The 24,457-nt window shown below is 68.1% G+C and carries 4 protein-coding genes; all 4 read right to left on the minus strand.

Annotation, left to right across the window (positions count from 1 at the left end):
- Positions 1–14: 14 nt before the first annotated feature.
- The 4 genes from KI243_RS16070 to KI243_RS16085 are packed head-to-tail and all read right to left on the minus strand — an operon-like array spanning position 15 to position 24,445.
- Positions 15–695, minus strand: a complete 681-nt coding sequence (locus tag KI243_RS16070; RefSeq protein WP_017128384.1) for a hypothetical protein — start codon at positions 693–695, stop codon at positions 15–17.
- Complete coding sequence (locus KI243_RS16075; protein ID WP_212811153.1) at positions 685–9,843, minus strand: non-ribosomal peptide synthetase; 9,159 nt, start codon at positions 9,841–9,843, stop codon at positions 685–687. The genes KI243_RS16070 and KI243_RS16075 overlap by 11 nt, the downstream gene beginning before the upstream one ends.
- Entirely contained in the window at positions 9,843–14,003 is a 4,161-nt protein-coding gene (locus tag KI243_RS16080; RefSeq protein ID WP_212811154.1) for a non-ribosomal peptide synthetase, read from the minus strand. Before KI243_RS16080 ends, KI243_RS16075 begins: the two co-directional genes overlap by 1 nt.
- Entirely contained in the window at positions 14,000–24,445 is a 10,446-nt protein-coding gene (locus tag KI243_RS16085) for a non-ribosomal peptide synthetase (RefSeq protein ID WP_212811155.1), read from the minus strand. The genes KI243_RS16080 and KI243_RS16085 overlap by 4 nt, the downstream gene beginning before the upstream one ends.
- Between the last annotated feature and the right edge of the window lie 12 nt (positions 24,446–24,457).

The following is a 24,457-nucleotide window of genomic DNA, read 5'->3' on the forward strand; positions in this document are numbered from 1 at the left end:
TTCCCTCACCTTTTTTAAGAATTTATCAAACCTTCTGCCAGGTCCCGCAACATCCGCCGCCGGCACTCGCGGTCCTGCTCGCCACTGCCGGCACAGGCCAGGGCCCAGACACGGGTGGCGCCGACGCAGATCCCGGCATAACCGGCGGCATCGTTATCGGCGAAGATGCCCGCGGCCATGTGGGCGTAGGCCCGGCTGTTGGCATCGGCGAAAGCCGCCGCGTTGGCTTCGGTGCTGAGTTCGGCGTAGTAGTCGGCGTAGCCCCGGGCATCGCCGAAATGCTCGGCGATCATGGCGGTGTTGGCCGGCGCCGTGGCGTACTCCAGGGCCAACGCATGGGCCCGGGCATAACCCGTGGCATAGGGAAAAGCCCGCCGATACAGGGCCGGCAGCAGCGGCTTGAGCGCCGCCAGCCATTCCCCGCGACGACCGTTGACTCCGAGGGCGGCGCGCCGATGCAATTGCTGCAGGGCCGCCACGCTCGCGTGATCGCTATCCTCGATGCATTCAGGCAACCGTGGCAGTACCACCTCGGCCTGCCAGGCATGGACCCGCGCAAACGGTACCGGGCCGCCAAGGTGGGTCAGCGCCGCCTGCAAGTCGTTGCGCCAGCGTTGCACCCAGTCCGCGGGTTGTCCGGCGAGCAGCACCGGGACCAGCACCCGCAGCCAGTCGGGTTGTGCTTCAAGGTGCATGCCGTTCTCCTTGCCCGTCGCTGCCGATGACCTCGGCAATCAGCCGGGCCCAGCGTCCGCCGACGATGCCGTAGTGATCGGTGTCCAGCACCCGCCATTCCAGCAGATGAGGCAGCAACCCTTGCCAGGCCCGCTGTAACTCGTCGGCCTGCCAGCCCCGGCCGACGCCGTAGGGATTGGCCTGGCTGGCGATAAACAGCCGGGCCGGGGTGTCCGCCAAGGCCGGCGGCGTGAACGTCGCCATGCTGCTCATGTTGTGTTTGCAGCAGGTGGTCAGCCGTTGCAGGTAACCCTGCATTTCCTCGGACAACCCCCGTGCGTCCGCCTCGGGCCAGCGTTGGGCGAATTCGCGCTGGAACACCGCCTCGATCTGCCGCTCATCCATTCGCGCCAGTTCGACGCCCGCGTCCGGTGCCGGCGGGTCTATCAGATACAGCCGGGGTGGCGCCAGGCCCATCTGACCCGCCGCCGCGCACATGGCCTGGGCGACCCACGCACCGAAGGACCAGCCGGCCAGCCGCCAGCCAAAGGACTGGCGCGGGAAACGCGCCTGCAAGGACTCCAGGTAGCAGGCGGCCCGTTGCGCGAGACTGATCGGCGGCAGCCCCAGATGCTGCAACGCCGGGTCGGCGATCACGCAGACCCCCAGGGTCTCGGGCAATGCCGCCACCAGTTCGCGATAGGCCTGCACGTCGCCCCCGACCGGATGCACCAGGCACAGCCATTCCCGGCCGGCACCGGGACTCCAGATATCCAGTTGCACCGCGCCGGCCCAGTCGCTGACGCTGGCCCCAGCCCCAGCCCCGGCGGCATCGATCAGCGCCAGGACTTCCCGCAGGCTGACCTTGTGGCTGAACTGCGACAGTTGCAGGCCGACGCCCAGTCCCGACTGCACCTCGTCGATCAGGTCGAGCAAGGTCAGCGAGTCCGCGCCCAGTTCGTACAGCGAGGCATCGTCGGGCAAGGTTTCCAGGCCGAGCCATTGGCACAGGCAAGCGCGCAGGTGCCCGGCCGGGTCGACGCCGGCGGCGGCACTCTTGGCCACGGTCGCGCCAGCGCCGTGGCGACGCGGGTAAAAGGCCCGCGACGCCACGATCGAGGTGGTCGACACCAGGCACTGCGGCAGTTGCATCGCCAGGGCCAGGTCGAACACCCGGGCGCCCTCTTCGACCGACAGGCCGAGCGCCAGGTGACGTTGATGGGCTTCGTCGCTGGAGGTGACGGCCGTGGCCATGCCGCGGTCGCGCCAGATATCCCAGTTGAGGCCCAGGCGCACGCAGCGTCCCGCCTGCGCACGGTAATGGGCAAAGCCATCCAGCACGCCACTGGCGGCGGCATAGTCCAGATGCCCCGCACCGCCGAACACCGCCGACATCGACGAGCAGTACAGGACAAAGCCCGGAGCGAGCCGCGCGATCAGCGCTTCCACCGCCAGCATGCCCAGGGTCTTGGCGGCCATGGCCGAATCCATCTGCCGCGCATCGCGATGGCGGACCAGGCCGCCGGCACCGACGCCCGCCGCATGAATGACCCCGGCCAGTTCGCCATGACGCTCGGCGAGCTGTTCGAGTACCGCCGGCCAGCGGGCCAGATCGGCGATATCGGCCTGCAGGTTGTCGATACGCTCACGGTAGGCCAGCAGGTTCGCTGGCAGTTCGCCCCGGCGCGAGATCAGCACCATCCGCCGCCCTGGCGCTTGCAGCAGGTGTTCGCAGAGGCTGCTGCCGATTCCACCGCTCCCGCCAAGGACCAGGAAGGTCCCGGTCAAGGGCAGCAAGGCCGAAGTTTCCGGGGCCGACGGTGCCGGGCTGGCGATCAGCCGCGGTTGCCACAGGTAGTCGCCGCGAATCGCCAGGCGCCGGGGCAATGCCGCCGGATCGCTGAGTAGCGCCGCCAGCCGGTCGGCCTGGCTCGCCCAGTGTGCCGAGGGCAGGTCCAGCCAGTGGCAGCGCAGCGGATATTCCTGCGGCAGCACTTCGCAGGCCCCGGCCAGGGCGCCGAGTTCCGGTCGCTGTACCTCGCCTTCGACCGCGCAGGCCTGCCAGGACAGCAGCCACAGGCGCAATCTTGTCGGGCGTGAGTCGCCCCAGGCCTGCATCAAGGCCGCCAGGGTGTCCAGACAGGCCCACTGGGCCGCCGCCAGGCTCTGTTCGTTCACCGCGCCGCCGACCGACAACGGCAAGGCGTGCAGCCAATCCAGTTCGGTCACTTGCGGCTCGACGACATCCGCCAGCAGCGGCAGCAGCGCCTGCGGATCACTCGGGTCCAGTTCAAAACGGTCCGGCCCCAGGCGCCGCGAGCCATTGCCGGCACGCACCTGGACCACTCGCCGATAAACGCTGCCCAGTGCATCGAGCAAGGTGTTGTCCAGGGCCTCGTTGGCACAGACCACCAGGGTCTCGCGGCGCCTATCGGCCGGCGTGCTGCCCAAGCGGCGCACCCGCAGCCACTGGCGCTGGTGGAACCACTCCGGCAAGGGGGTGCGGGCTGGCTCCGGCGGGGTATCAGGGATCGGGGCCGGACCCTGTGCCGACAGCGGGAATCGGCAGGTTTCCAGATCGAATGCCGATGGCCCGAGGTCCCAGGGCGGTGGCGCCGAACGTTTCGGCCAGTCGATCCGGGCGCCGTCGTACCAGGCTTGCAGGATCTCCCCGGGCGTCGCGCCATGGGCCGGCCAGCGCCGGGTCGACAGCGGCACTTCGCGGATCGACGTTTCGTCCGCCACCCACGGTTCCCCCGCTCGACACGCCACGCCGTAGCGCCAACGGTGCTGGCGGCGCCCCGATTGCAGGTAGCGCAACACCGCCTCAAGGCGATGTGGGAACTGGTCCAGGTACGCCTTGATCGTCGCCATGTTGCGCAGCAGTGCGCTGCGACTCCGGGCGCTGAGCAGCAGGCACGGGATGCCGGGCGCCGCCGCCGGCTCGGCCACGGGCGCCGCGCCGACAATCACATGGGCATTGGTGCCACCGATGCCGAAGCTGCTGACTCCCGCCAGGCGGCGTCGGCCCTCGGGCCAGGGCCGCGGCTCGGTGGGAATATGGAACGGCGTGTGTTGCAGGTCGATCTGCGGGTTGATCCGGTTGAACCCCAGGTTCGCCGGCAACACGCCGTGGTACACCGCCAGTGTCGCGCGGATCAGACCTACCACGCCGGCCGCGGCGCCCAGGTGGCCGATCTGGCTTTTCACCGAGGCCAGGGCGCAACTGTTCGCCGGTGCCTCGCCGAAGGCCTTGCCCAGCGCCGCGACCTCGATCGGATCGCCCAGCAGCGTGCCGGTGCCATGGGCCTCGACATAGCCGATATCGGCGCCGCGCAGCCCGGCCTTGTCCAGCGCTTCGCGAATCACCGCGCTCTGGCCCGCCACCGATGGCGCGGTATAGCTCATCTTGTCGTGCCCATCGTTGTTCAGCGCCGAAGCCTCGATGACCCCGTAGATCCGGTCGCCGTCCCGTTGTGCCCGGTCCAGGGGCTTGAGTACCACCACGCCGTAGCCACTGGCGCCGAGGGTGCCGCTGGCATCGTCGCTGAAGGGACGGCACAGGCCATCGCGGGAGAAGATATGTTGCGGTCGGTAGCGATAGCCTTGCGTCAGGGTCGGGTCCACCAGCACCCCGGCGGCCAGCATCACATCGGCGTCGCCCTGCCTGAGCAGCGCCGCCGCCAGGTGCACGGCGATCAGCGAACTGCCGCAGGCGGCCTGCACACTCATGGCCGGGCCGCCGAGATCCAGGTGATAGGCGGCCTTGGTCGCGAGGAAATCCTTGTCGTGATGCAGGGCCATCTGGAAGGTATCCGGCAGTTCGCTCGCATCGGCCTGGCGCAGCAGTTGCTGGAAGTAGGTGGTTTCGCCACAACTGGCGATCAGGCCGATCCGTGGGCCGTCCGCCGCCGGAACGATCGCCGCATGCTCCAGGGCCTGTACGCAGGCCATCAGCAGGTGGCGCTGTTGCGGGTCCATCAGCCGTGCTTCCTGGCGGCTGATGCCGAAGTACTCGGGATCGAAATCGAACATCCCCGCCAGTTGGCTGCGGGCGCCGACCCGTCCGGCTTCGGCGTCGAAGCGCTCGATGCCCGAGGCGCCCGTCTCGACCATCGACCAGAAGGCCCGCAGATCCACGGCCCCGGCGACATTGACCGCCATGCCGATCACCGCCATGGGCGAATGGCCGTTGTCGCGCCCGCGCAGGGGTTCGACCCTGCTGGCCGGTGCTGTCGCCAGATGGGCCGCCAGTCGACGCGGGGTGACCTGCTCGAACAGCTCGGCCATGGTCACTTGCAGCTCCGCTTCCTGGTTATAGCGGGCATGCAGGCGCATCAGCCCGAGGCTGGTGGCACCGGCCTCGAAGAATGTCTGGTCCGGGCTGATCGGCCGACCGATCACCGCTTCGAACAGCTCGCCGAGACGCTGCTCCAGCGGGTTCGACGAGGCTTCGGCTGCGACCATGGCCTGGCGTTCCAGCCGCTCGCCGAGGCCTTGCAGGGCCTTGCGGTCGATCTTGCCGCTGGGCGTGCGCGGCCATTGGTCGAGGCGTCGATAGCTGTCGATACGCACATGGGCCGGCAGTTCACGGGCCAGCCGACGGTCCAGCGCCTCGGCAGCGGGTGCCATCCCGTCCACTTGCAGGTAGGCGACCAGGCGCGGCGGTTCGGCTTCGAGGGTGACGATGGCGCCCGTCACCTCGGGGACCTGCATCAGCGTCGCTTCGATCTGCCCGAGCTCCAGGCGATGACCGCTCAATTTGATCTGATGGTCGTCGCGCCCCAGGTAATGCAGGCACCCCGAGGCATCGACCCGGGCCAGGTCACCGGTGCGGTAGAACAGGCGCGGGGCTCCCGTGGCATCGGGCAGTTCGACGAAACGGCTGGCGTTCAACCGCGGATCGCCCAGGTAGCAGCGGGCAACCATCGGCCCCGCCACCAGCAGGTGGCCCGTCGCGCCCGCTGGCAACGGCCGGTCGTGTTCATCCACCAGCAGCAGGCAGGCATTGCTCACCGCCCGGCCAATGGGCGCGCGCAGCGGCCACTCCCGTGGTGCTCCCGCCAGGCGCAGGCCGCTCACCACATGAGTCTCGGTCGGTCCGTAGTGATTGAACAGGCTCGCCTGGGGCATGCCGGCGAACCATTGTCGCAGCGCCTCGGTGCACAGCAGTTGTTCCCCCGCCGTGACCACTTCGCGCAGGCGGCTCGGATAGAGCCCCCGGCTCACGGCGGTTTCGGCCAGGTGCTGCAGGGCCACGCAGGGCAGGAACAGGCGCTCGATGCCGGCGTCCAGCAGGTAGTCCAGCAATGCCGGTGCATCCTGGCGCCAGCCGGGGCTGATCAGGTGGTAGCAACCACCACCGCACAGGGTGCTGAAAATCTCCTGGAACGAGACGTCGAACGACAGCATGGAGAATTGCAGGGTCCGTGCCCGGGCCGCCAGCCCGCCCTCGTCGCGTTGCCACTGCAAGAGGTTGCACAGCGTACGGTCCGCGACCTGGACGCCCTTCGGCGTGCCGGTCGAACCGGAAGTGAACAGCATGTACAACGGCCGTTCGCCCCGATGTGGCGTGCGGGCAAAGGGACGTGTCGGGGCATCGAGCCGCACCCGGTGGCGAGCGATGCCGTGTTCGCCGAGGCGCTCGAGGGCCGTTTCGGTCGCACGGCTGAACAACAGGCAGTGGGCGCCACACTGCCCCAGCACCTGGCGCAACACCGCCTGGGGGTAGCCGGGGTCGAGCGGCACCGCGGTGAGGTTGAGCTTGGCCAGGGCCAGCAAGGCAACGATATGTTCCACCGAAGTATCGAGGAACAGCACCACCGGCCCGGGCGCGAGGCCCAGCGCAGGCAGTGCCGGATCCTCGCGCAGGGTGGCCGCCAGGGTGTCGGCCCGTTCGTTCAGGTGGCCATAGCTCAGCCGCTGTTCACCCGCCACCAGTGCCGTGGCGTCGGGCGTGCATTGCACCTGGTACTCGAACCAGTCCGCCAGGGTGGCGAAAGGCGGCTGCCCCGCTCCACCCTGGCTGGCCGCCGGCAAACTGCGGCGATAGGGCAACAGCAGCGAATCGAGGGGCTCGGTCGGTGCCTGCAACAGCCGATCCAGTGCGCCACGGAACAGCCCGGCGGCCGTCTGCATCTGCGCCTCGGTGAAATAATCGCACTGGTATTCCCACCAGCCCGCCAGGCCTTCTGCACTGTCCACCAGCGACAGGGTCAGCGGGCACTTGGCCTGCAACGGCCCGGTGAATTCCAGGCGGGCCTGGAAACCCTCGAGTTTCGAAAAATCGGTGTTCTCCAGCACGAACATGAAGTCGAACAGCGTCTGGCTGCCCGAGAGGCGCAGGTCTTCCACCACATCCGCCAGCGCCACATCCTGATACGCCAGCACCTGGCGCACGATATCGGTCTGTTCACGCAACAGTTCGTCCAGGGCGCGAGTGCCGTCGACGGCCGTCGGGATCAGCACGGTGTTGGCGAACATGCCCACCGCTTCTTCGAACTCGGCCAGCGGCCGGTTGGACACCGGGCTGGCGATGCGTGGACGCGACAGACCGGTCAGGGCGTGCAGGGTCCAGGCGAATACACTGAACAACACTTCGAAGCGTGTCAGTCGTTGTTGCCCGCAGAAGCGTTCGAGCGCCAGGCATTGCGCCGCTTCCAGCGCCTGGCGATATTGCCGGGCCCCGGCCCCGCCGCCGTTGCGCTGTGGCAGCAACCCAGGCGATGGTTCCGGCTGTTCGCGATGGAACTGTGCCAGGGTGCGACGTTGCTGGCGGTAGTGCGGCGCAACGCTCCATTGGCCCTGCCACTGGCCGAATTCCAGCGGTGTCAGGCGATTGTCCCGGTCGCCCGTGGTGCGCCCCTGGAGAATGTCGGTGTAGAGCATCTGCAGATCGTCGAACAGCAGGTTCAGCGACCAGCCATCGACCACGCTGTGGTGCAGGTGCAGAAGCAGTCGCGCGCTGCCATCGGCGAATGGCAACAGCCAGGACTGGAACAGCGTGGGGCTGCCCAGGTCGAACGGCGTGGCAAATACCAGCGCGGCGAACGCCTGCCAGTTGTCTTCGGTGAACTGGCCGCGGGCAAAGGTCTGGCAGTTCGTTCCCTGTGCGGCGACCACCTGGTCGAGCCCGTCCGACCCGGACTCGAATGCCGTGCGCAATGCCGGGTGACGTGCCACCAGTTGCTCCAGGGCCGTGCCCAGGGCCGCCAGTTCGACGCTGGCTGGCAGCCACAGCACCAGCGGCACGTTATAGGCGGTGGACGTCGGCTCGCGCTGCTGCAACAACCACAACCGGCGTTGTTCGGCGGTCGCCGGCAGGCGTCGCGAGGTGCTCGGCGCTGGCGCCGGCGGATACAGCGCGGGATGCGCCCGCGAACTGACCAGGAGCTCGGCCAGGCCGGTGAAGTTTTCCTCCAGCAACTGCGCCATGCTCAGCTCCACCTGCCACCGGCGGCGTACCGCCGAACGCAGGCGCAGGGCCTTGAGCGAGTCGCCGCCGCTGCGCAACCAATCGTCCTCGGCGCCCAATCGCGGTTGGCCCAACAGTGTCCGCGCCTGCTCCAGCAACCATGACAGCGCTGGTGTTTCCTCGCCGGCCGTGGCCTGTGACGCCCGCCATGGCTGACCACCCTGCTCCAGCAAACGCGCACGGTCGACCTTGCCATTGGCGGTCAGCGGCAGGCGTTCGAGCAGAAACAGCTGCTGCGGACGCATGTAGGTCGGCAGTTGCGCCCGCAGGTGGGCGTCGAACCCGGCAGGGTCCAGTTCGTCGCGGGGCACGATAAAGGCCAGCAACTGGTGGTCCTCGGCGGCCTGGCGACGGGTGCAGACATAGGCCTGGGCCACGCCGGGATATTCGAGGATGCGTTGTTCGACCTCACCGGGTTCGATACGGAAACCACGTACCTTGACCTGACGGTCGACGCGGCCGATGTACTCGATCAGGCCCGCTTCGTTCTCGCGGACCCGGTCGCCGCTGCGGTAATGCAGCAATGGCTGGCCATCGGCGCCGGGCAAGGTGACAAAACAGCGCGCCGTCTCCTCGGGCCGCTGGCGGTAGCCGCGGGCCACGCCGCTGCCCGTCAGGTACAGCTCGCCCACCGTTCCCGGGGCGACCGGCCGTTGCTGCTCGTCGAGAATCCGTACCCCGGTGTCGGGCAAGGGGCGACCGATTGGCACCGAGGTCCCTTCGAAGTCGCGGGCGATTGGCTGGCACAAGGCGAACGTGGTGCACTCGGTCGGCCCATAGACATTGAAGATGCGGCAGGCGCTGTGCGGGTTGGCCCGGTACCAGTCGCGAACCGCCACGGCGCTGATCTGCTCGCCACCGATCAGCACCTGGCGCAGGCTGGCGAAACAGCGCGGATATTCCTGGCTCAGGGTGTTGAACAGCGACACCGTCATGAACAGTGTCGCCACCGCCTGCGTCTCCAGCACCTGGGCCAGGCGCCGCGCATCGAGCAGTTCGTCATCGGCGATCATCACGCAGGTGCCGCCATTGAGCAGCGGTGCCCAGAGTTCGAAGCTGATGGCATCGAAGGCCGGGTTGGACAGGCAGGCAAAGCGTTCGCCAGGCCCGATCTCGATGTAGCCGCCGGGCTGCACCAGGCGCAAGATCCCGCGCTCACCGACTTCCACCGCCTTGGGCGTCCCGGTGGAGCCCGAGGTGTAGAACAGGAAGCTCACCTCGGCAGGCGTCCTGGCGAGTGGCAGTGTGCCCGGCGCCGGGGTGTCCAGCAAGGCCGCTACTTCGGCTTGCCACGGGCTGGCTGGCAGATCGGCGAAAGGCTCGTCCACCAGGAGCCCGACGCAGGCGCCGTCCTCCAGCATCCGCAGCCGCCGTGACGCAGGACTGGCACGGTCCAGCGGCACCACCACGGCCCCGGCCTTCAAGGCACCGAGCAGCGCCGCCAGCCAGCGCCAGGACCTCGGCATGCACAGCGCCAGGGGCTGTCCGGGGCGCACGCCACGCGCCAGCAAGCCCTGGGCGATCCGTTCGCTGGCGGCTGCCAGTTCGCTGTAGCTTAATTGTATCTGCCGGTCGATCACCGCCAGGGCCTGGGGCGATGCCGCCACCTGTTGGGCAAAACGCCCGAGCAGGGTCGCCGGGGCGGTGTGCTGCACCCTGCCTGGCCGAGCACTCTCTTGCTGAAGAATGTCCATTACGCCTCCTGCGTCAAAGATTCAGCCGGCAAGGTCGCCGCGGATGCCCGCCCCGGGCCATCGAACCGCTTCAGTTCCTGTTCGAGGGTCCTGGCGACACGGCGCATTTCCACGGTCTCCAGCATGTCCCAGTGACCGCCGTTGACCAGCTTCGCCAGGTAGCCATCGCCAGCCCGGCGGCGCCAGAAACCGCGCAGTCCATGGAGCTGGGCACGGCTGAAACCCTCGCGTGCCTGGATCAGCACCACCCGCCCGGCCCTGGGTTGGCAGACGTAGTTCGCCACGGCCATGCGGTTGTGGTTGTAGATATGGAAATAGCGTTCGACCTGGGCGTCCTCGATGCCGGGGTACATGCCGTTGAAGCGCACCAGCTTGTCGCGGAACTCGGCCATGTCCACCGGGGCCATCTGCTGCCGGTAGGCGGCATTGTCCGAGCCCTGGGTATCGAGCAGCACCACGGTGACCTGCCGATGTCCCGCCGCTGTCAGGCGCCGGGCCATTTCGTAGGCCACCAGCCCGCCGAACGACAGCCCGGTGAGAACCAGCGGTTGCGTGACCAGCGGTTCGATCAGGCGCAGATAGGCCGCGGCCATGGCCTCGACCGTCGGTTCGGCGGCCTCGCCGGGATTGAGCCCCGGCGACTGCACGCCATAGACCCCCACCGACTCCGCGAGGACCTTGGCCAGCGACAGGTAGCAGAACGCCGTGCCGCCGGCGGGATGGATGCACACCACATTGCGTTGGCCGTCACCCCGACGGAACTCGATCAGGTTGCTCCGGGCCGCTGCCGGGTTGGCCCCCGAGCGGATCCAGCCACCCAGCGCCTCGATGCTCGGATGGCCGATCACCACGCGGATCGGCAACTCGATGCCGAAGGCCTGGCCGACCTGGTGGGCCATCTTGATCGCCGCGATGGAGGTGCCGCCGACATTGAAGAAGTTGTCGCGGATGCCGATCTGCGGGGCCAGCAGCAGGCCCTTCCAGATCTGATAGAGCTTGAGTTCGATATGGTCGCGCGGGCTGGACAGGTTGACCTGGCGGCTGACCAGGTCCTGGTCGGCCAGAGCCCGCAGCGCGTCGCGGTCGATCTTGGCATTGGCGGTCAGCGGCAGTTCTTCCAGCCACAGGTAGGCGGCCGGCATGACCTGGCTGGGCAAGGTGCCGGCCAGGTGCGCATGCACCGCGGCCTCTTCGGGACGCGCGCTCATCGACACGCTGCAACAGGCCACCAGCCGCTGGTTCTGCGCGGTGTCGCCGACCATCAGCACCACCGCGCGGCGCAGGCCGGGAAAGGCTTCGAGTCGTGCCTCGATCTCGCCAAGTTCCAGCCTCACGCCACGCAGCTTGACCTGGAAATCATTACGGCCGAGGAATTCCAGCTGGCCGTCCGGGCGATAACGCGCCAGGTCGCCGCTGCGGTACAGGCGTTCGCCGGGCACGAACGGGCTGGCGATAAAACGCTCCTTCGTCAACGACTCCAGTCCCAGGTAACCCCGGGCCACGCCTACCCCGCCAATGTGCAGGTGGCCGCTGACGCCCACCGGCACCGGTGCATCGTGGTCGTCGAGCACATACAGGCGGGCCTGGGCAATGGGCCGCCCGATGGGCAGTTGCCGTGCCGGCACCTCGGCACCGGGCTCCAGGGTCCAGAGGCTGTTGATCACCGTGGTTTCGGTGGGACCGTAGACATTGTGCAGCCGCGCGTGGGGCAAGACCTGCTGGAAACGCCGGGCAATCGACGGGGTCAGCTCGCCGCCGCCGCAGAACACATCGCGCAGGTCGACACAATCGCCGACTTCATCGATATCGAGGAACAGTTGCAGCATCGCCGGCACGAACACCAGCGCGCTGATCCGCTGCTCCCGCGCCAGCCGGACCAGGTAGGCCGGCTCGAGATGCCCGCCGGGGCGCGCCAGCACCAGCCGTCCGCCCGCGGCCAGCGGCCAGAGCAGTTCCCAGGCCGAGGCGTCGAAACCGAACGGGATCTTCTGCAGCATCGCCGAATCCGCCCCCTCGCCACAGACCTGCGAACACCACAGCAACAGGTTGCTCAAGCCGCGATGGGCAACCATGGCGCCCTTGGGCAGGCCGGTGGTGCCGGAGGTGTAGATCACGTAGGCCAGGTGCTCGGGGGTCAGGCCGACCGCGCCTGGATCGGGATTGTGCGCGGGCTGCCCGGCCCAGATCGGCGCGTCGCTGTCGAGGTCGAACACCGGTACTTCGCGACCCGCCTCGGCGAAGGCGGCACGCAGCAGGTCACGGGTCGAGCCGTGGACCAGCGCCACCAGCGGCGCGCTGTCCGCCAGCATGTGGCCCAGGCGCCCGACCGGATAGGTCGGATCCAGCGGCACATAGGCGCCCCCGGCCTTGAACACGGCGAGAATCGCCACCGGCAGTTCCAGCGAGCGTTCCAGGCAGACCGCGACGCGCACGTCCGGCCCCACGCCGAGGCTGCGCAAATGATGGGCCAGGCGGTTGGCGCGGCGGTTGAGTTCGCCATGGTCGAGGGTGGTGGACTCGAACAGCACCGCGCCATCCCGTGGCGCACTCGCCGCCCGGGCCTCGATCAGGTGATGGACGCAACCGGGGACCTGGGCCAGGGGCGCGCTGCGATTCCAGTCGACGACGATCTGCTGGCGCTCGGCCTCGCTCAGCAGGTCCAGGGCACCAATCGGTTGCTTGGCATCCTCGGCGATCTGTTCGAGCAGGCGCCGGTAGTGACCCGCCAGGCGCTCCACGGTGGCGGCATCGAACAGGTCGGTGTTGTACTCCACCGTCAGTTGCAGGCCGTTGCCCTGCTCCACCAGCTCGAACGCCAGGTCGAACTTGGCCGTGGCGCTGCTGGTGCCATGGGGCGCCAGGCTCAATCCCGGCATCTCGACGGCCGCGCCCGGCGTGTTCTGCAACACCAGCATCACCTGGAACAGCGGCGAATAGGCGGTATCGCGTTGCGGGTTGACCGCCTCGACCACCCGCTCGAATGGCACGTCCTGATGGGCATGGACTTCAAGCATGCGCACACGGGTTTCGCGCAGCAGTTCGGCGAAGGTCTGCCCCGGTTCCAGGCGGTTGCGGATCACCAGGGTATTGACGAAATGGCCGATCAGCGGCTCGATTTCCGCCCGCCCGCGGTTGGCGAACGGCGTACCGATGGACACGTCCTGCTGGCCGCTGTGGCGCCACAGCAATACCGCCAGGGTCGCCATCAGGACGTTGAACAGCGAGCCCTGGGTCTGTCGCGCCAGGTCCTGCAATCCGCGCAGGGTGGCGCCGTCGATGCGGCTGTGGCAGGTCGCGCCGGCATAGCCCTGCACCCGTGGCCGCGGCCGATCGGTGGGCAGGGTCAGCAACGGCGGCGCATCGGCCAGGGTCCGGCGCCAGTAGTCCAGTTGCTCCTGCAAGGCCTCGCCACCGAGTTGCCGTTGTTGCCAGCAGGCGTAATCGGCGTACTGCACCGGCAAGGGTGCCAGGCTCGACGACCGGCCCTTGAGGTAATCGCCGTAGAGGGTCACCACTTCGCGCAGCACGATAGCCATCGACCAGCCATCGGCGATGATGTGGTGCAGGTTGTACAGCCACAGGTATTCCTCGTCCGCCAGTTGCAGCAGCGAGGCCCGCAGCAGTGGCCCGCGGGCCAGGTCGAAGGCGCCACGGGCATCCCCGGCCAGCCGTTCCCGCACCTGCGCTTCGCGCTCCTCGGGCGACAGGCCGCGCAGGTCGCTGACCGGTAGCGCCACGGGCTGGTGCGGATGCACCACCTGGCACGGCTCGCCGTCGACATGGGCGAAGGTTGTACGCAAGACCTCGTGGCGCCGTACCAGCTCGTTCAGCGCCCGCTCCAGCACGGCGACCTCGAGCCGGCCCCGGAGCATTACCGCGTTGGGGATGTTGTAGAACGGATTGCCCGGCTCCAGCTGGTCGAGAAACCACAGCTGTCGCTGGGAAAACGACAGCGGCAGCGGCGTCAGGCCCTCTGCCCGCGGGGCAATGCTGTCGCCTGCGCCCAGCAACGCGATCAGCGCCTGCTTGTGCTGCTTGAGTGCCTGCAGCAGGTCCTCGCCGAGGAACCCCTTGGGCGCCTTGCAGCGCAGCTTGTCGCCATCGACCTCCAGGCTCACGCCATGACGACTGAACAGGTCCAGCAACTGATGGGCATTCATACTTCGATCTCCTCCATGTCGCTGTCGTCATCCGTGCGGGCTGTGGCGAAGGCCTCCACCCGGCTGTTGCGTTGCTCGCCGGCAGCCCGCAGGCCGCCGACCATCGAATAGACCAACTGATGACTTGGCCCCAGGTCGAACAGCGCCGGCAGCGACTGTTCGTCGATCGAGCCCATGCCGCACAGGCCCAGGCCCTGCTCTGCCGCCGTCATGGTCAGCAGCTGCGCCATGGCGCCGGCCTCGATATGGCAGAAATCCCGGCTGCGCTCGCCGTAGAGCGGGCGGATGGCCGCCAGGTCGGCGATCAGGAACAGTGCGAACGCGGCGTCTTCATACACCGGGCGGTTGACGAAGTAGTCGTAGGTGTCGGGGTCCAGCCGCGAGGTTTCGCCGAGCGCTTGCAACTGGTGCCGTACCGGGTCGTAGTAGAAGGCGCCGCCGGGCACACCGTGGATCCGCGTCGGCTTGATATACAGATAGGCCTGCAGCGGATAGAGCCCGCCGGCCGAGGGGAACTGGTACTTCACTTCGCCGTCCAGTTGCCCACGCGACAGTCCGGCCAGCCAGTGGGCGAATGCCGCGGTCGGGATCGGTTGCGGGTCGTAGCGGCGCACCGAACGGCAGTCGCTGAAGCGTTGGCTGAATCCGCTGTCCTCGGGCAACGCCAGGGCCACCGCCGGCAACGGCCGGGAAAAGCGCCGCCGGCCATGCTCGTCGGCCTTGAACTGCTGGCGCAGTTGCGGGTCTTCGATCACCTCGACGGTCTGCACGACCGCTGGCTGGACACGGCTGACCAGTGCCTGGTGCTCCAGGCTGCGCCGGTACAGTTCCAGCAGGTTGGCCAGGGTCGGCTGGGCCAGCAGTTGCGCCAGGTGCGGGCGGAACTGCAACTCGGCGGACAAGGCGTTGCTGATCCTGACGATATCGATGGAGGTGGCGCCCAGGCTCAGCAGATTGGCGTGGCCTCCAATCCCGTCGTGCTTGAGCAGTGCCTCGACGATCGCCACCAGGCGCTCTTCCCGCGGACCTCGCGGCTCCAGCACGGGGCCGCTGTCCTCGTTTACCCGGGGTTCCGGCAGGCGGCTCTTGTCGACCTTGCCGTTGGCCGAAAGCGGCCAGTTTTCCAGGAAAGTGAAGGATGTCGGCACCATGTAGGCCGGCAGCTTGTCCGCCAGGTAGAGGGAGAAATCCCCGACCTGCAGCTGGGTATCGCTCTTGATCAGATAGGCCGCCAGGCGCTTTTCGCCGTGCTGCTGGCCGAGGATGCGCACCACCGCGCTGTGCACGCCGGGATGGCGGTTGAGCACGGCTTCGATTTCGCCCAGTTCGATGCGATAGCCCTGGACCTTGACCTGATTGTCCTCGCGCCCGAGGAATTCGATATTCCCGTCCGGTAGCAGGCGCCCGAGGTCGCCGGTGCGATACAGGCGTTCGCCGGTCAGCGGATGGGCGAAGAAGCTGGCGGCGCTCTGTACCTCGTCGCGCCAGTAGCCTTTTGCCAGGCCGACACCACCGATATACAACTGCCCAGGCACCCAGGTCGGGCGCTGTTGCAGCGCCTCGTCGAGGACATGGAAACGCTGGTGATCCAGGGCCTTGCCATAGGGAATGCTGCGCCAGTCGGGGTCGACCTCGCCGATCGGGTAGCAGATCGACCAGATCGACGCCTCGGTGGCGCCACCCAGGCTGATCACTTCGATGGCCGGCTGCAACGCCCGCGCCCGGTCGGCCAGGTTCAGGGCAATCCAGTCGCCGGACAGCATCGCCAGGCGCAGGCTGGCCGGCAGCGTGCCGCCCTGGTTTTCCACCGACTCCAGCAACAGCCCGAGCAAGGCCGGCACCGAGTTCCACAGGCTGACCCGGTGGCGCTCGATCAGTTCGCGCCAATGCAGCGGATCGAGGGCCTGGCGGTGATCCAGCAGCACCACCGCCGCGCCCGCCGCCAGGGTGCCGAAGAAGTCATACACCGACAGGTCGAAACTCAGTGACGACACCGCCAGGACCCGGTCCCGCGGGCCCACGGCAAAGCGCCGGTTGATATCCAGCAGGGTGTTCACCGCCCCGGCGTGATCGATGACCACGCCCTTGGGCAGGCCGGTGGAGCCCGAGGTGTAGATGACATAGGCCAGGTCGCCGGGCCCCGTCGCCACCGCTTGCAACTCGGGGCCGATGTTCTTGTCAGTGTTGCTTTCGTCGATGTCGCTCACGGCGATGATCGCCACTTGCGACGACCATTCGCCGCCCACCTCCAGGCCGGGCTGGGTCAGCACCCAGCGGGCTTCGGCCCGTTCGAGGATATGCCGCACCCGCTGTTCCGGCAGCGCCGGGTCGATGGGCAGGTAGGCGCCGCCGGCATACAGAATCGCCAGGGTCGCCACCACCTGCTCCCAGCCCCGCTCCATCATCACCGCGACCAGTTGGTTGGGCACCACGCCGCGCGCCTGCAAACGGGCACCGAGCTGGCGCGCCTGTTGCCGCAACTGTCCGTAGCTCATCTGCCGCCCTGGCGCGATCAGCGCCGTCGCGGTCGGTGTCGCCAGCGCCTGGCGCTCGAACAGCTCATGCATCAGCGGCGCCGCGGCCGGGGCCGGCAGCGGTGCCGGCAGGCAGGCCCGAGGCAGCAACTGCGGGGTGCTCGCGGTCCAGGCCCGGGGATCGAGCAGGCGATCGAGCAGTTCATTGTAGGCGTCGAACATCTGTCCGATCAGGCCTTCGGGAAACAGTTCGTCGATGCTGTCCCAGTTGAACAGCAGGCGCCCCTCCAGCTCCAGCAAGGTATGGTCGATCCACACTTGCGGGGTCTGGGTGATACTGTGCACGTTCTCGGCTTGCAGGGCATCCGCCAGGTTGTATTCGGCCTGTTGCGCGGCACCTTCCGACAGGGTGCTGTTGAACACGATGGGAATCGCCGTCTGCTGGACGCCACGGGCCTGGGACAGTTCGCGCAGGACCCGCACGCCACTGACCACCGCGTGGTCGATGTCCTGCCAGAGTTGTTGCTGGATCGCCCGGGCCTTCTCGGTGAAGCCCTGGTTGCCGTCGATGCGTACTTCCAGCAGCACCAGCGAGGTGAAGTCGCCGATGATGCCGTCGACATCCGGGTGCAGTGGCAGGCGATTGAACAACGGCAGGCTGAGGGTGAAGCGCGGCTGGCGACTCCACAGCGCCAGGACCTCGCAGAAGGCGGTCAGCAATACCACCGAAGGCGTCACGGCAAACTGCTTGGCCAGGGCTTTCAGTCCTGCCCAGTGCTCGGCCGGCAATTGCCGGTCACGCCGGGTGAAGTGCGGCGCCGCAAGGCTTTCCGGCTGGCGCACCAGCGGCAGGTCCGGGGCCGGCGCGAGGTCGCCGACGCGTTCGCGCCAGTACGCCAGCGCCCGTTCATAACGCACGCCGCCACGCAGTTGGTGTTCGGCCAGCACATAGTCGCGAAAGCCCAGGCGCGGCACCGGCAGCGCCCGTTGCGGCTCGATGTAGCAGGCCATCAGTTCGCGGGCGAGGATCTGGCTGCTGGCGGCATCGACGATCAGCGCATCGAGGCTGATATGCAGATGGCTGATGCCATCGTCGAGCAAGGTCAGGCTGAACTCGAACAGCGGCCAGCGACTGGCTTCCAGCACCTGGTGGGACAGGCGCTGGCGGTTGTCCGCCAGGGCCTGGCGCGCCACCTCGGCTTCCAGGCCGCGCAGGTCGAGGCTGGGCAGGCGGTAGACCGGCACCTGCGCCAGTACCTGCTGGGTGCCGTCGCTGAGAAACACCGCACGCAACATGTCATGGCGTTCGATCATCCGGTTCAGCGCCTGCTCGAAGCGGGCGCTATCGAAATCGCGGATGCGCAGTTCCTCGTAGCCGTGGGCGCTGACGCCGCCCAGGCTGACCGTGGCCTCGCGGCCGAACCAGTAGGCCTGCTGGATATCGGTGAGGGGAAACGGCTGATGGCGGCCAGCGAGGTCCGGCTCGATCACGCTGAAGGCCGGCTCGGCCTCTATGCGCTCGTCACGGCTGGCGCGGACCGCGGCGATCAGCTCACCCGGCGTCGGTGTCTTGAACAGGCTGCTCAGGGACAGTTGCGCCGCCATCCGCTGGTTGATCGCGTAGACCAGCCGGGTGGCCAGCAGCGAATGCCCGCCGAGGTCGAAGAAGTTGTCCCGCAGGCCGACCCGCTCGCAGCGCAGGACTTCGGCCCAGATCGCCGTCAGCTGGATTTCATCCTCCGCCAGCGGTGCCACATAGTCGCTGCCGGACAGCCGTTCCGGCGCCGGCAAGGCTCGGCGGTCGAGTTTGCCGTTGCCGGTCAGCGGCAGTTGCGCCAAGGTCACCCAGGCGCTCGGGATCATATACTCGGGCAGATGCCGGCGCAGTGCGTCGCGCACTGTATCGACACTCGCCGGGCCGACGATGTAGGCCACCAGGCGTGGGTCTCCCGGTGCATCCTCGCGCAGCAGCACCGCGGCTTCCAGCACGCCCGGCTGCTGGTGCAGCAGGCTGTCGATTTCCCCGAGTTCGACGCGGAAACCGCGCAGCTTGACCTGCTGGTCGATGCGTCCCAGGTACTGCACATTGCCATCGGCCAGCAGTCGCGCCTGGTCGCCGCTGCGGTACATGCGCGCCCCCGGCTCGCGGCTGAACGGATCGGGCAGGAAGCGCTCGGCAGTCAGTCCCGGCTGGTTCAGGTAGCCCCGCGCCAGGCAGGCACCGGCAATGTACAGCTCGCCCGCCACGCCGACCGGCACCGGGTTCAGCGCCTCGTCCAGGACGTACAGCCGGGCATTGTTGATCGGCCGGCCGATGGGCGGCGCCTCGGGCCAGTCGTCGGCCTCGGCGCAGGCCAGGCGGAACTGGCTGACCACATGGGTCTCGGTCGGCCCGTACTGGTTGTACAGGTGGGTGCCGCCAAGGCCCAGGACAAAGGCGCGCAACTCGTCGTTGATGCGCAGGGCTTCGCCGGCGGTGATGATATCGCAGCCGCCTGGCGGCATCGGCGCGTCGGCCGGCGTCAGGCTGGCGACCTGCTGCAACACCGCGAACGGCAGGAAGGCCCGTTGCACGCCGGCCGCCACCAGGGTCGGACGCAGGGTGGCGAGGTCCTTGCGCTGCTCTTCGCTCAGCAGCACCAGGCAACCGCCCTGGCACAGGGTGCTGAAGATTTCCTGGAACGACACATCGAAGTTCAGCGAGGCGAATTGCAGTACCCGTTGCGGGACCGGCGCTTCGCCCGTGGCCTCGGTCAGTTGCCAGTCGATCAGGTTATCCAGGGCCTGGTGGGTATGCGCCACGCCCTTGGGCCGACCGCTGGAACCGGAGGTGTAGAGCACATAGGCCAGGTGGGTCGGCTTGATCGCGACGACGGGGTTGTCGCTCGGCTGGCTCGCCCAGCGTGCTTGGTCGCTGTCCAGGCAATACAACGGCAAAGCCGCGGCGCTGGCCGGCAGTTTGTCCCGCTGTTGCGCGCTGGTCAGCAGCAGGCTGGGCGCCGCGTCGCTGAACATATAGGCCAGCCGTTCGACCGGATAGGCCGGGTCGAACGGCACATAGGCGGCCCCCGCCTTGAGGATCGCCAGCAGGCCGATGATCATCTGTGGCGAGCGCTCCAGGCTCAGGCCGACCCGATCCTCGGGACCGATGCCCTGCCCGCGCAGGAAATGCGCCAGGCGGTTGGCCGCCGCGTTCAGCTCGGCGTAGCTCTGCTCCGCCGCGTTCCAATACAGCGCCGCGGCCTGCGGCGTCGCCGCCACCCGGGCCTCGAAACGGGCGAGGAAACCACTTTGCGGGACCCGCGCGGAGTCGCTGCGCTGCCATTGTTCGCGCAGTTGCCGGTGTTGCTCCGGGCTCAGCAGATCGAGACTGGCGACCGCTTGTGCGCTGTCGGCGACCATCTGCGCCAGGATCCGACGCAGGTATTCGCCAAAACCGGCGACCGTGGCCGCGTCGAACAGCCCCGAGGCGTACTCCAGGCCACCGACGATCTGTCCGTCACGTTCGCTCAGGGCCAGTTGCAGGTCGAACTTGGCGACAGTCTGTCGGCTCGCCACCGGCTCGATTTCAAGCCCCGGCAGTGCCCATTGCGCATGCTGCACCTGCTCCCAGGCGAACAGCACCTGGAACAGCGGGCTGTGGGCCAGGCTGCGCGGCGGATTGAGCAATTCTACCACCTGCTCGAACGGCAGGTCCTGATGTTCCTGGGCCTGCAACGCCACCGTGCGCGCCTGCTGCAGCCACTGGCCGACGCTGGGGTTGTCGGACACGTTCAGGCGCAGGGCCAGGGTGTTGACGAAGAAACCGATCAACGCCTCCAGCTCGCTGTTCGGGCGGTTCGCCGAAGGCACGCCGATCACCACTTCGGCCTGTCCCGACAGGCGTGCCAGCACCAGCGCCCAGCCGGCCAGCAGGGTCATGAACAGGGTCGTGCCCTGCTGCCGGCTCAGGGCCTTGAGGCCCCGGGTCAGTTCCTCGTCTAGTACCAGCGGCACCACGCCGCCACGATAATCCTGCACCGCCGGACGCGGGTGATCCGCCGGCAGCTCCAGCAGCACCGGGGCACCCGCCAGGGTTTCACGCCAGTAGCGGCTCTGCCGCTCCAGCACCTCGCCGGTCAGCCAGCGACGTTGCCAGGCCGAGTAATCGGCGTATTGCAGGGCCAGTTCCGGCAACGGGTCGTCGCGGTCCTGCAGTGCCGCCGTGTACAACTGCTCCAGCTCGCGGGTCAGCACACCCATCGACCAGCCGTCCGAGACGATATGGTGCAAGGTCAGCAGCAACAGCTGGTCGTCCTCGTCCAGGCGCACCAGGCAGGCGCGCATCAGCGGCCCGCGCTCCAGGTCGAACGCCCGGGCACCCTCCTCGTCCACCAGGCGGGCCAGGCGCTCCCCGGCAGGATCGGCGCCGTCGAGCGTCAGTCGCTCAAGCTTCAGGCCCTGTCCGGGAGGGGCAATCACCTGGCGTGGCTCGCCCTCGACGCTGATAAAAGTGGTGCGCAGCGCTTCATGGCGCGCTACCAGTTGATTGAGGCTGCGTTCCAGCGCCGGCACCTGCAGGCGGCCGCGCAGGCGCAGGTTCAGCGGCATATGGTAGGCGGCGCTGCCGCCGTCCATCTGCGCCAGGAACCACAGGCGCTGCTGGGCGAACGACAACGTTTGCGTGGCGCCGCGCTCGACCCGCTCGATCGGCGTGTGCGCAGCCTCCCGGGCATCGCCCAGGCGCAGGGCGAAGTGTTTCAGTTGCGGGGTGGCGAACAGGACCGAGGCGGCGATTTCCAGGTCGAGGTTGCGGCGGATCCGCGCAATGACCTGGATGACCAGCAGGGAATGACCGCCCAGGGCAAAGAAGCCGTCGTCACGCCCTACCCGCTCGATACCCAGGACTTCGCTCCAGATCCGCGCCAGCTCGGTTTCCAGCGCTCCTTGCGGCGCTGCATAGTGTTGCTGGTCGAAGGCCATGGCATCCGGTGCTGGCAACGCGCTGCGGTCCAGTTTGCCGTTGGCGGTCAAGGGCAAGGCTTCGAGGCGTACGAAGGCGCTCGGCACCATGTAGTCCGGCAGGCTCAGGGCCAATTGCGCGCGCAACTCGCCAGGGCCGAGGCGCCGTTCGCCGACCTCGCGGTAATAGGCCACCAGCCGCGGCTCGCCAGGGCTGTCCCTGCGCAGCAGGACCAGGCTGTCGCGCACGCCCGCGACCTGGGCCAGGCGCGCTTCGATTTCGCCCAGTTCCAGGCGCAGGCCGCGCAGCTTGGCCTGGGAGTCGTTGCGGCCGATAAATTCCAGGTTGCCATCGGCCCGATAGCGGGCCAGGTCGCCGGTACGGTACAGACGTTCGCCGGCAACGAAGGGGTTGTCGACAAAACGTTCGGCGCTCAGTTGCGCCTGGTTCAGGTAGCCACGGGCAATGCCGGTGCCACCGATATACAGTTCGCCGGCAACACCGATCGGTACCGGGGCGCCGGCGGCGTCCAGCAGGTAGACGCGGGTATTGGCCAGCGGCCGGCCGATCGGCAGGCTGCTGTCGAGCGACGGCTGGGCCGCCAGTTCGAAGCAGGTACTGTCGATGCTGGCTTCGGTCACGCCGTAGGCATGGACGATCCGCACCCGCTCGCCGCAGCACTGGCGCAGTTGGCGGGCGCTATGGGCGGTCCAGGTATCCGAGCCGCAGACCACGGTGTCGAGGAAGGACAAACCCTGGCCGCTGTCCTCGGCCCAGGCCAGCAATGGATTGAGCACCGCCGGGACGAAGTCGGCGAAATCGATCTGGCTGTCCCGCAGCAGCCGGTACAGGGCCGGCGGGTCCATCAATGCCTGGCGCGGGCACAGCACCAGTTCGCCGCCGAAACCCAGGGCGCGGATCAGGTCGGCACTGAACACGTCGAAGGAAAACCCCGCCATCTGCAGGTGTCGCAGCCCCGGCCGCAGCCGGTACAGGCCTTCCCAGGCTGCACTGACCGCCAGCAGGCCGCGGTGTTCGACCATCACGCCCTTGGGCTGGCCGGTGGAGCCCGAGGTGTAGATCACGTAGGCCAGGTGTCGCGAAGTCAGTTGCAGCGCCCGCGGCTCGGGATCGTGTTCCGGGCGACCGGCCCAGCGCGGCGCGTCCTGTTGCAGATCGAGCAGCGCCGGCTTGCTCGCCATCCCGTCGAGGGCGGCGAGCAACGCTGTGCGGGCCGGGCCATGGGTCAGGACCACGGCAGGTGCGCTGTCGCTCAACATATGCGCCAGGCGCGGCAGCGGGTAGCCCGGGTCCAGCGGCACATAGGCACCCCCGGCCTTGAGTACCGCCAGCACGGCGAGCGGCATGTCTAGGGTGCGCTCCAGGCACAGGCCGACCCGCACGTCCGGGCCGACGCCCAGGGCACGCAGTTCATGGGCCAGGCGATTGGCCCGGGCATTCAGTTCGCCATAATCGAGGCTGTCGTCGCCGCAACGCACGGCCACGGCTCGGGGGTCGCGGCGCACCTGGGCCTCGAACAGCTCATGCACGCAACGATTGCCGTCGAATGCCCGTTCGGTACGGTTCCAGTCCAGCACCAGGCTGTCGCGCTCCTGGCCATCCAGCAACTCCAGCTCCGCCACCGGCCGCTGCGGGTTCACCACCATGCCGACCAGTACCCGGCGCAGGTAACCGGCGAAACGCGTCACGGTCGCCGCATCGAACAGCGCGCTGGCATATTCCAGGCCGCCGCTGATCACGCCATCCTGCTCGGCCAGGACCAGGGTCAGGTCGAACTTGGCCGCCTGATGACCGCTGCGCAGTGGCCGGGTTTCCAGCCCGCCCAGTCGCAGCGCGCCCGGCTCGGTGTTTTCCCAGGCGAACATCACCTGGAACAACGGACTGTAGGCCTGGCTGCGGGTCGGATTGAGCTGCTCCACCACCTGTTCGAACGGCAGTTCCTGATGTTCCTGGGCGCCGAGGGTCACCGCGCGACTGTGTTCCAGCAACTGGCTCACCGTCGGAGAATCGGCCACCGACAGGCGCAACACCAGGGTATTGACGAAGAAGCCGATCAGGTCCTCGGTCTCCCGGCGCGTACGGTTGGCGGTCGGCGTGCCGATCAGCACCTCGTCCTGTCCGGAGAGACGTGCCAGCACCACGGCCCAGCCGGCCAGCAGAGTCATGAACAACGTGCTGCCATGGCGCAGGCTCAGGGCCTTGAGTTGTGTGGTCAGGGTGGCGTCCAGCACCAGCGGTTCGAAACCGCCCTGATACGCCTGCAATGCCGGGCGTGGCCGGTCGGCGGGCAGTTCCAGCAAGGTGGGTGCCCCGGCCAGGGTGTCGCGCCAGTAGGCGCCGTGGTCGGCCTGGGGGCTCTCGGCGAGCCAGCGGCGCTGCCATTCGGCGTAGTCGGCATATTGCAGGGCCGGTGCCGACAGCGGATCGTCGAGGTCCTGGCGGAAGGCGTCGTACAGTGCGCCCAGTTCCCGGGTCAGGACCGCCATCGACCAGCCATCGCAGATGATGTGGTGCAAGGTCAGCAGCAACACGTGTTCCTGCTCGCCAACCACCAGCAGGCGTCCGCGAAACAACGGCCCCTGCTTCAGATCGAAAGGCGCATCCGCCTCTTCACGAGCCAATGCCGCGACCCGGGCCCCGGTCTCGGGATGGCCGGCGAGTTCGTGGACCTGCCAGTCGAAACCCCGTCCGGCCTCGGCGATCACCTGCACCACCTCGTCATCGTGGGCGGCGAAGGTGGTGCGCAGCGATTCGTGACGGGCCACCAGCCGATCCAGCGCCCGCTTCAGTGCCGTGCGGTCCAGGGGACCCCGCAGTTGCAGGCCGAGGGGGATGTGATAGGCGTCGCCGCCACCGGCCAACTGGGCGAGAAACCACAGCCGGCGTTGCGCGAAGGACGCCGCCGGCGGCACGCTCGAGCGCTCCATCGGGGTGATTTTCGGACGTTTGTGCAAGGCGGCGAACTGCGCCGGCGTCATTTCACGCAACGAGGTCTTGTCGAACATTGAGGGCTACCG

The organism is Pseudomonas sp. Ost2 (genome assembly GCF_018326065.1).
In the GTDB taxonomy this organism is placed as follows: Bacteria; Pseudomonadota; Gammaproteobacteria; order Pseudomonadales; family Pseudomonadaceae; genus Aquipseudomonas; species Aquipseudomonas gingeri.

Excerpts from the sequence above, each read along its gene's own strand:
- KI243_RS16070 (WP_017128384.1), bottom strand. The coding sequence starts at position 695 with ATGCACCTTGAAGCACAACCCGACTGGCTGCGGGTGCTGGTCCCGGTG.
- KI243_RS16075 (WP_212811153.1), bottom strand. The coding sequence starts at position 9,843 with ATGGACATTCTTCAGCAAGAGAGTGCTCGGCCAGGCAGGGTGCAGCAC.
- KI243_RS16080 (WP_212811154.1), bottom strand. The coding sequence starts at position 14,003 with ATGAATGCCCATCAGTTGCTGGACCTGTTCAGTCGTCATGGCGTGAGC.
- KI243_RS16085 (WP_212811155.1), bottom strand. The coding sequence starts at position 24,445 with ATGTTCGACAAGACCTCGTTGCGTGAAATGACGCCGGCGCAGTTCGCC.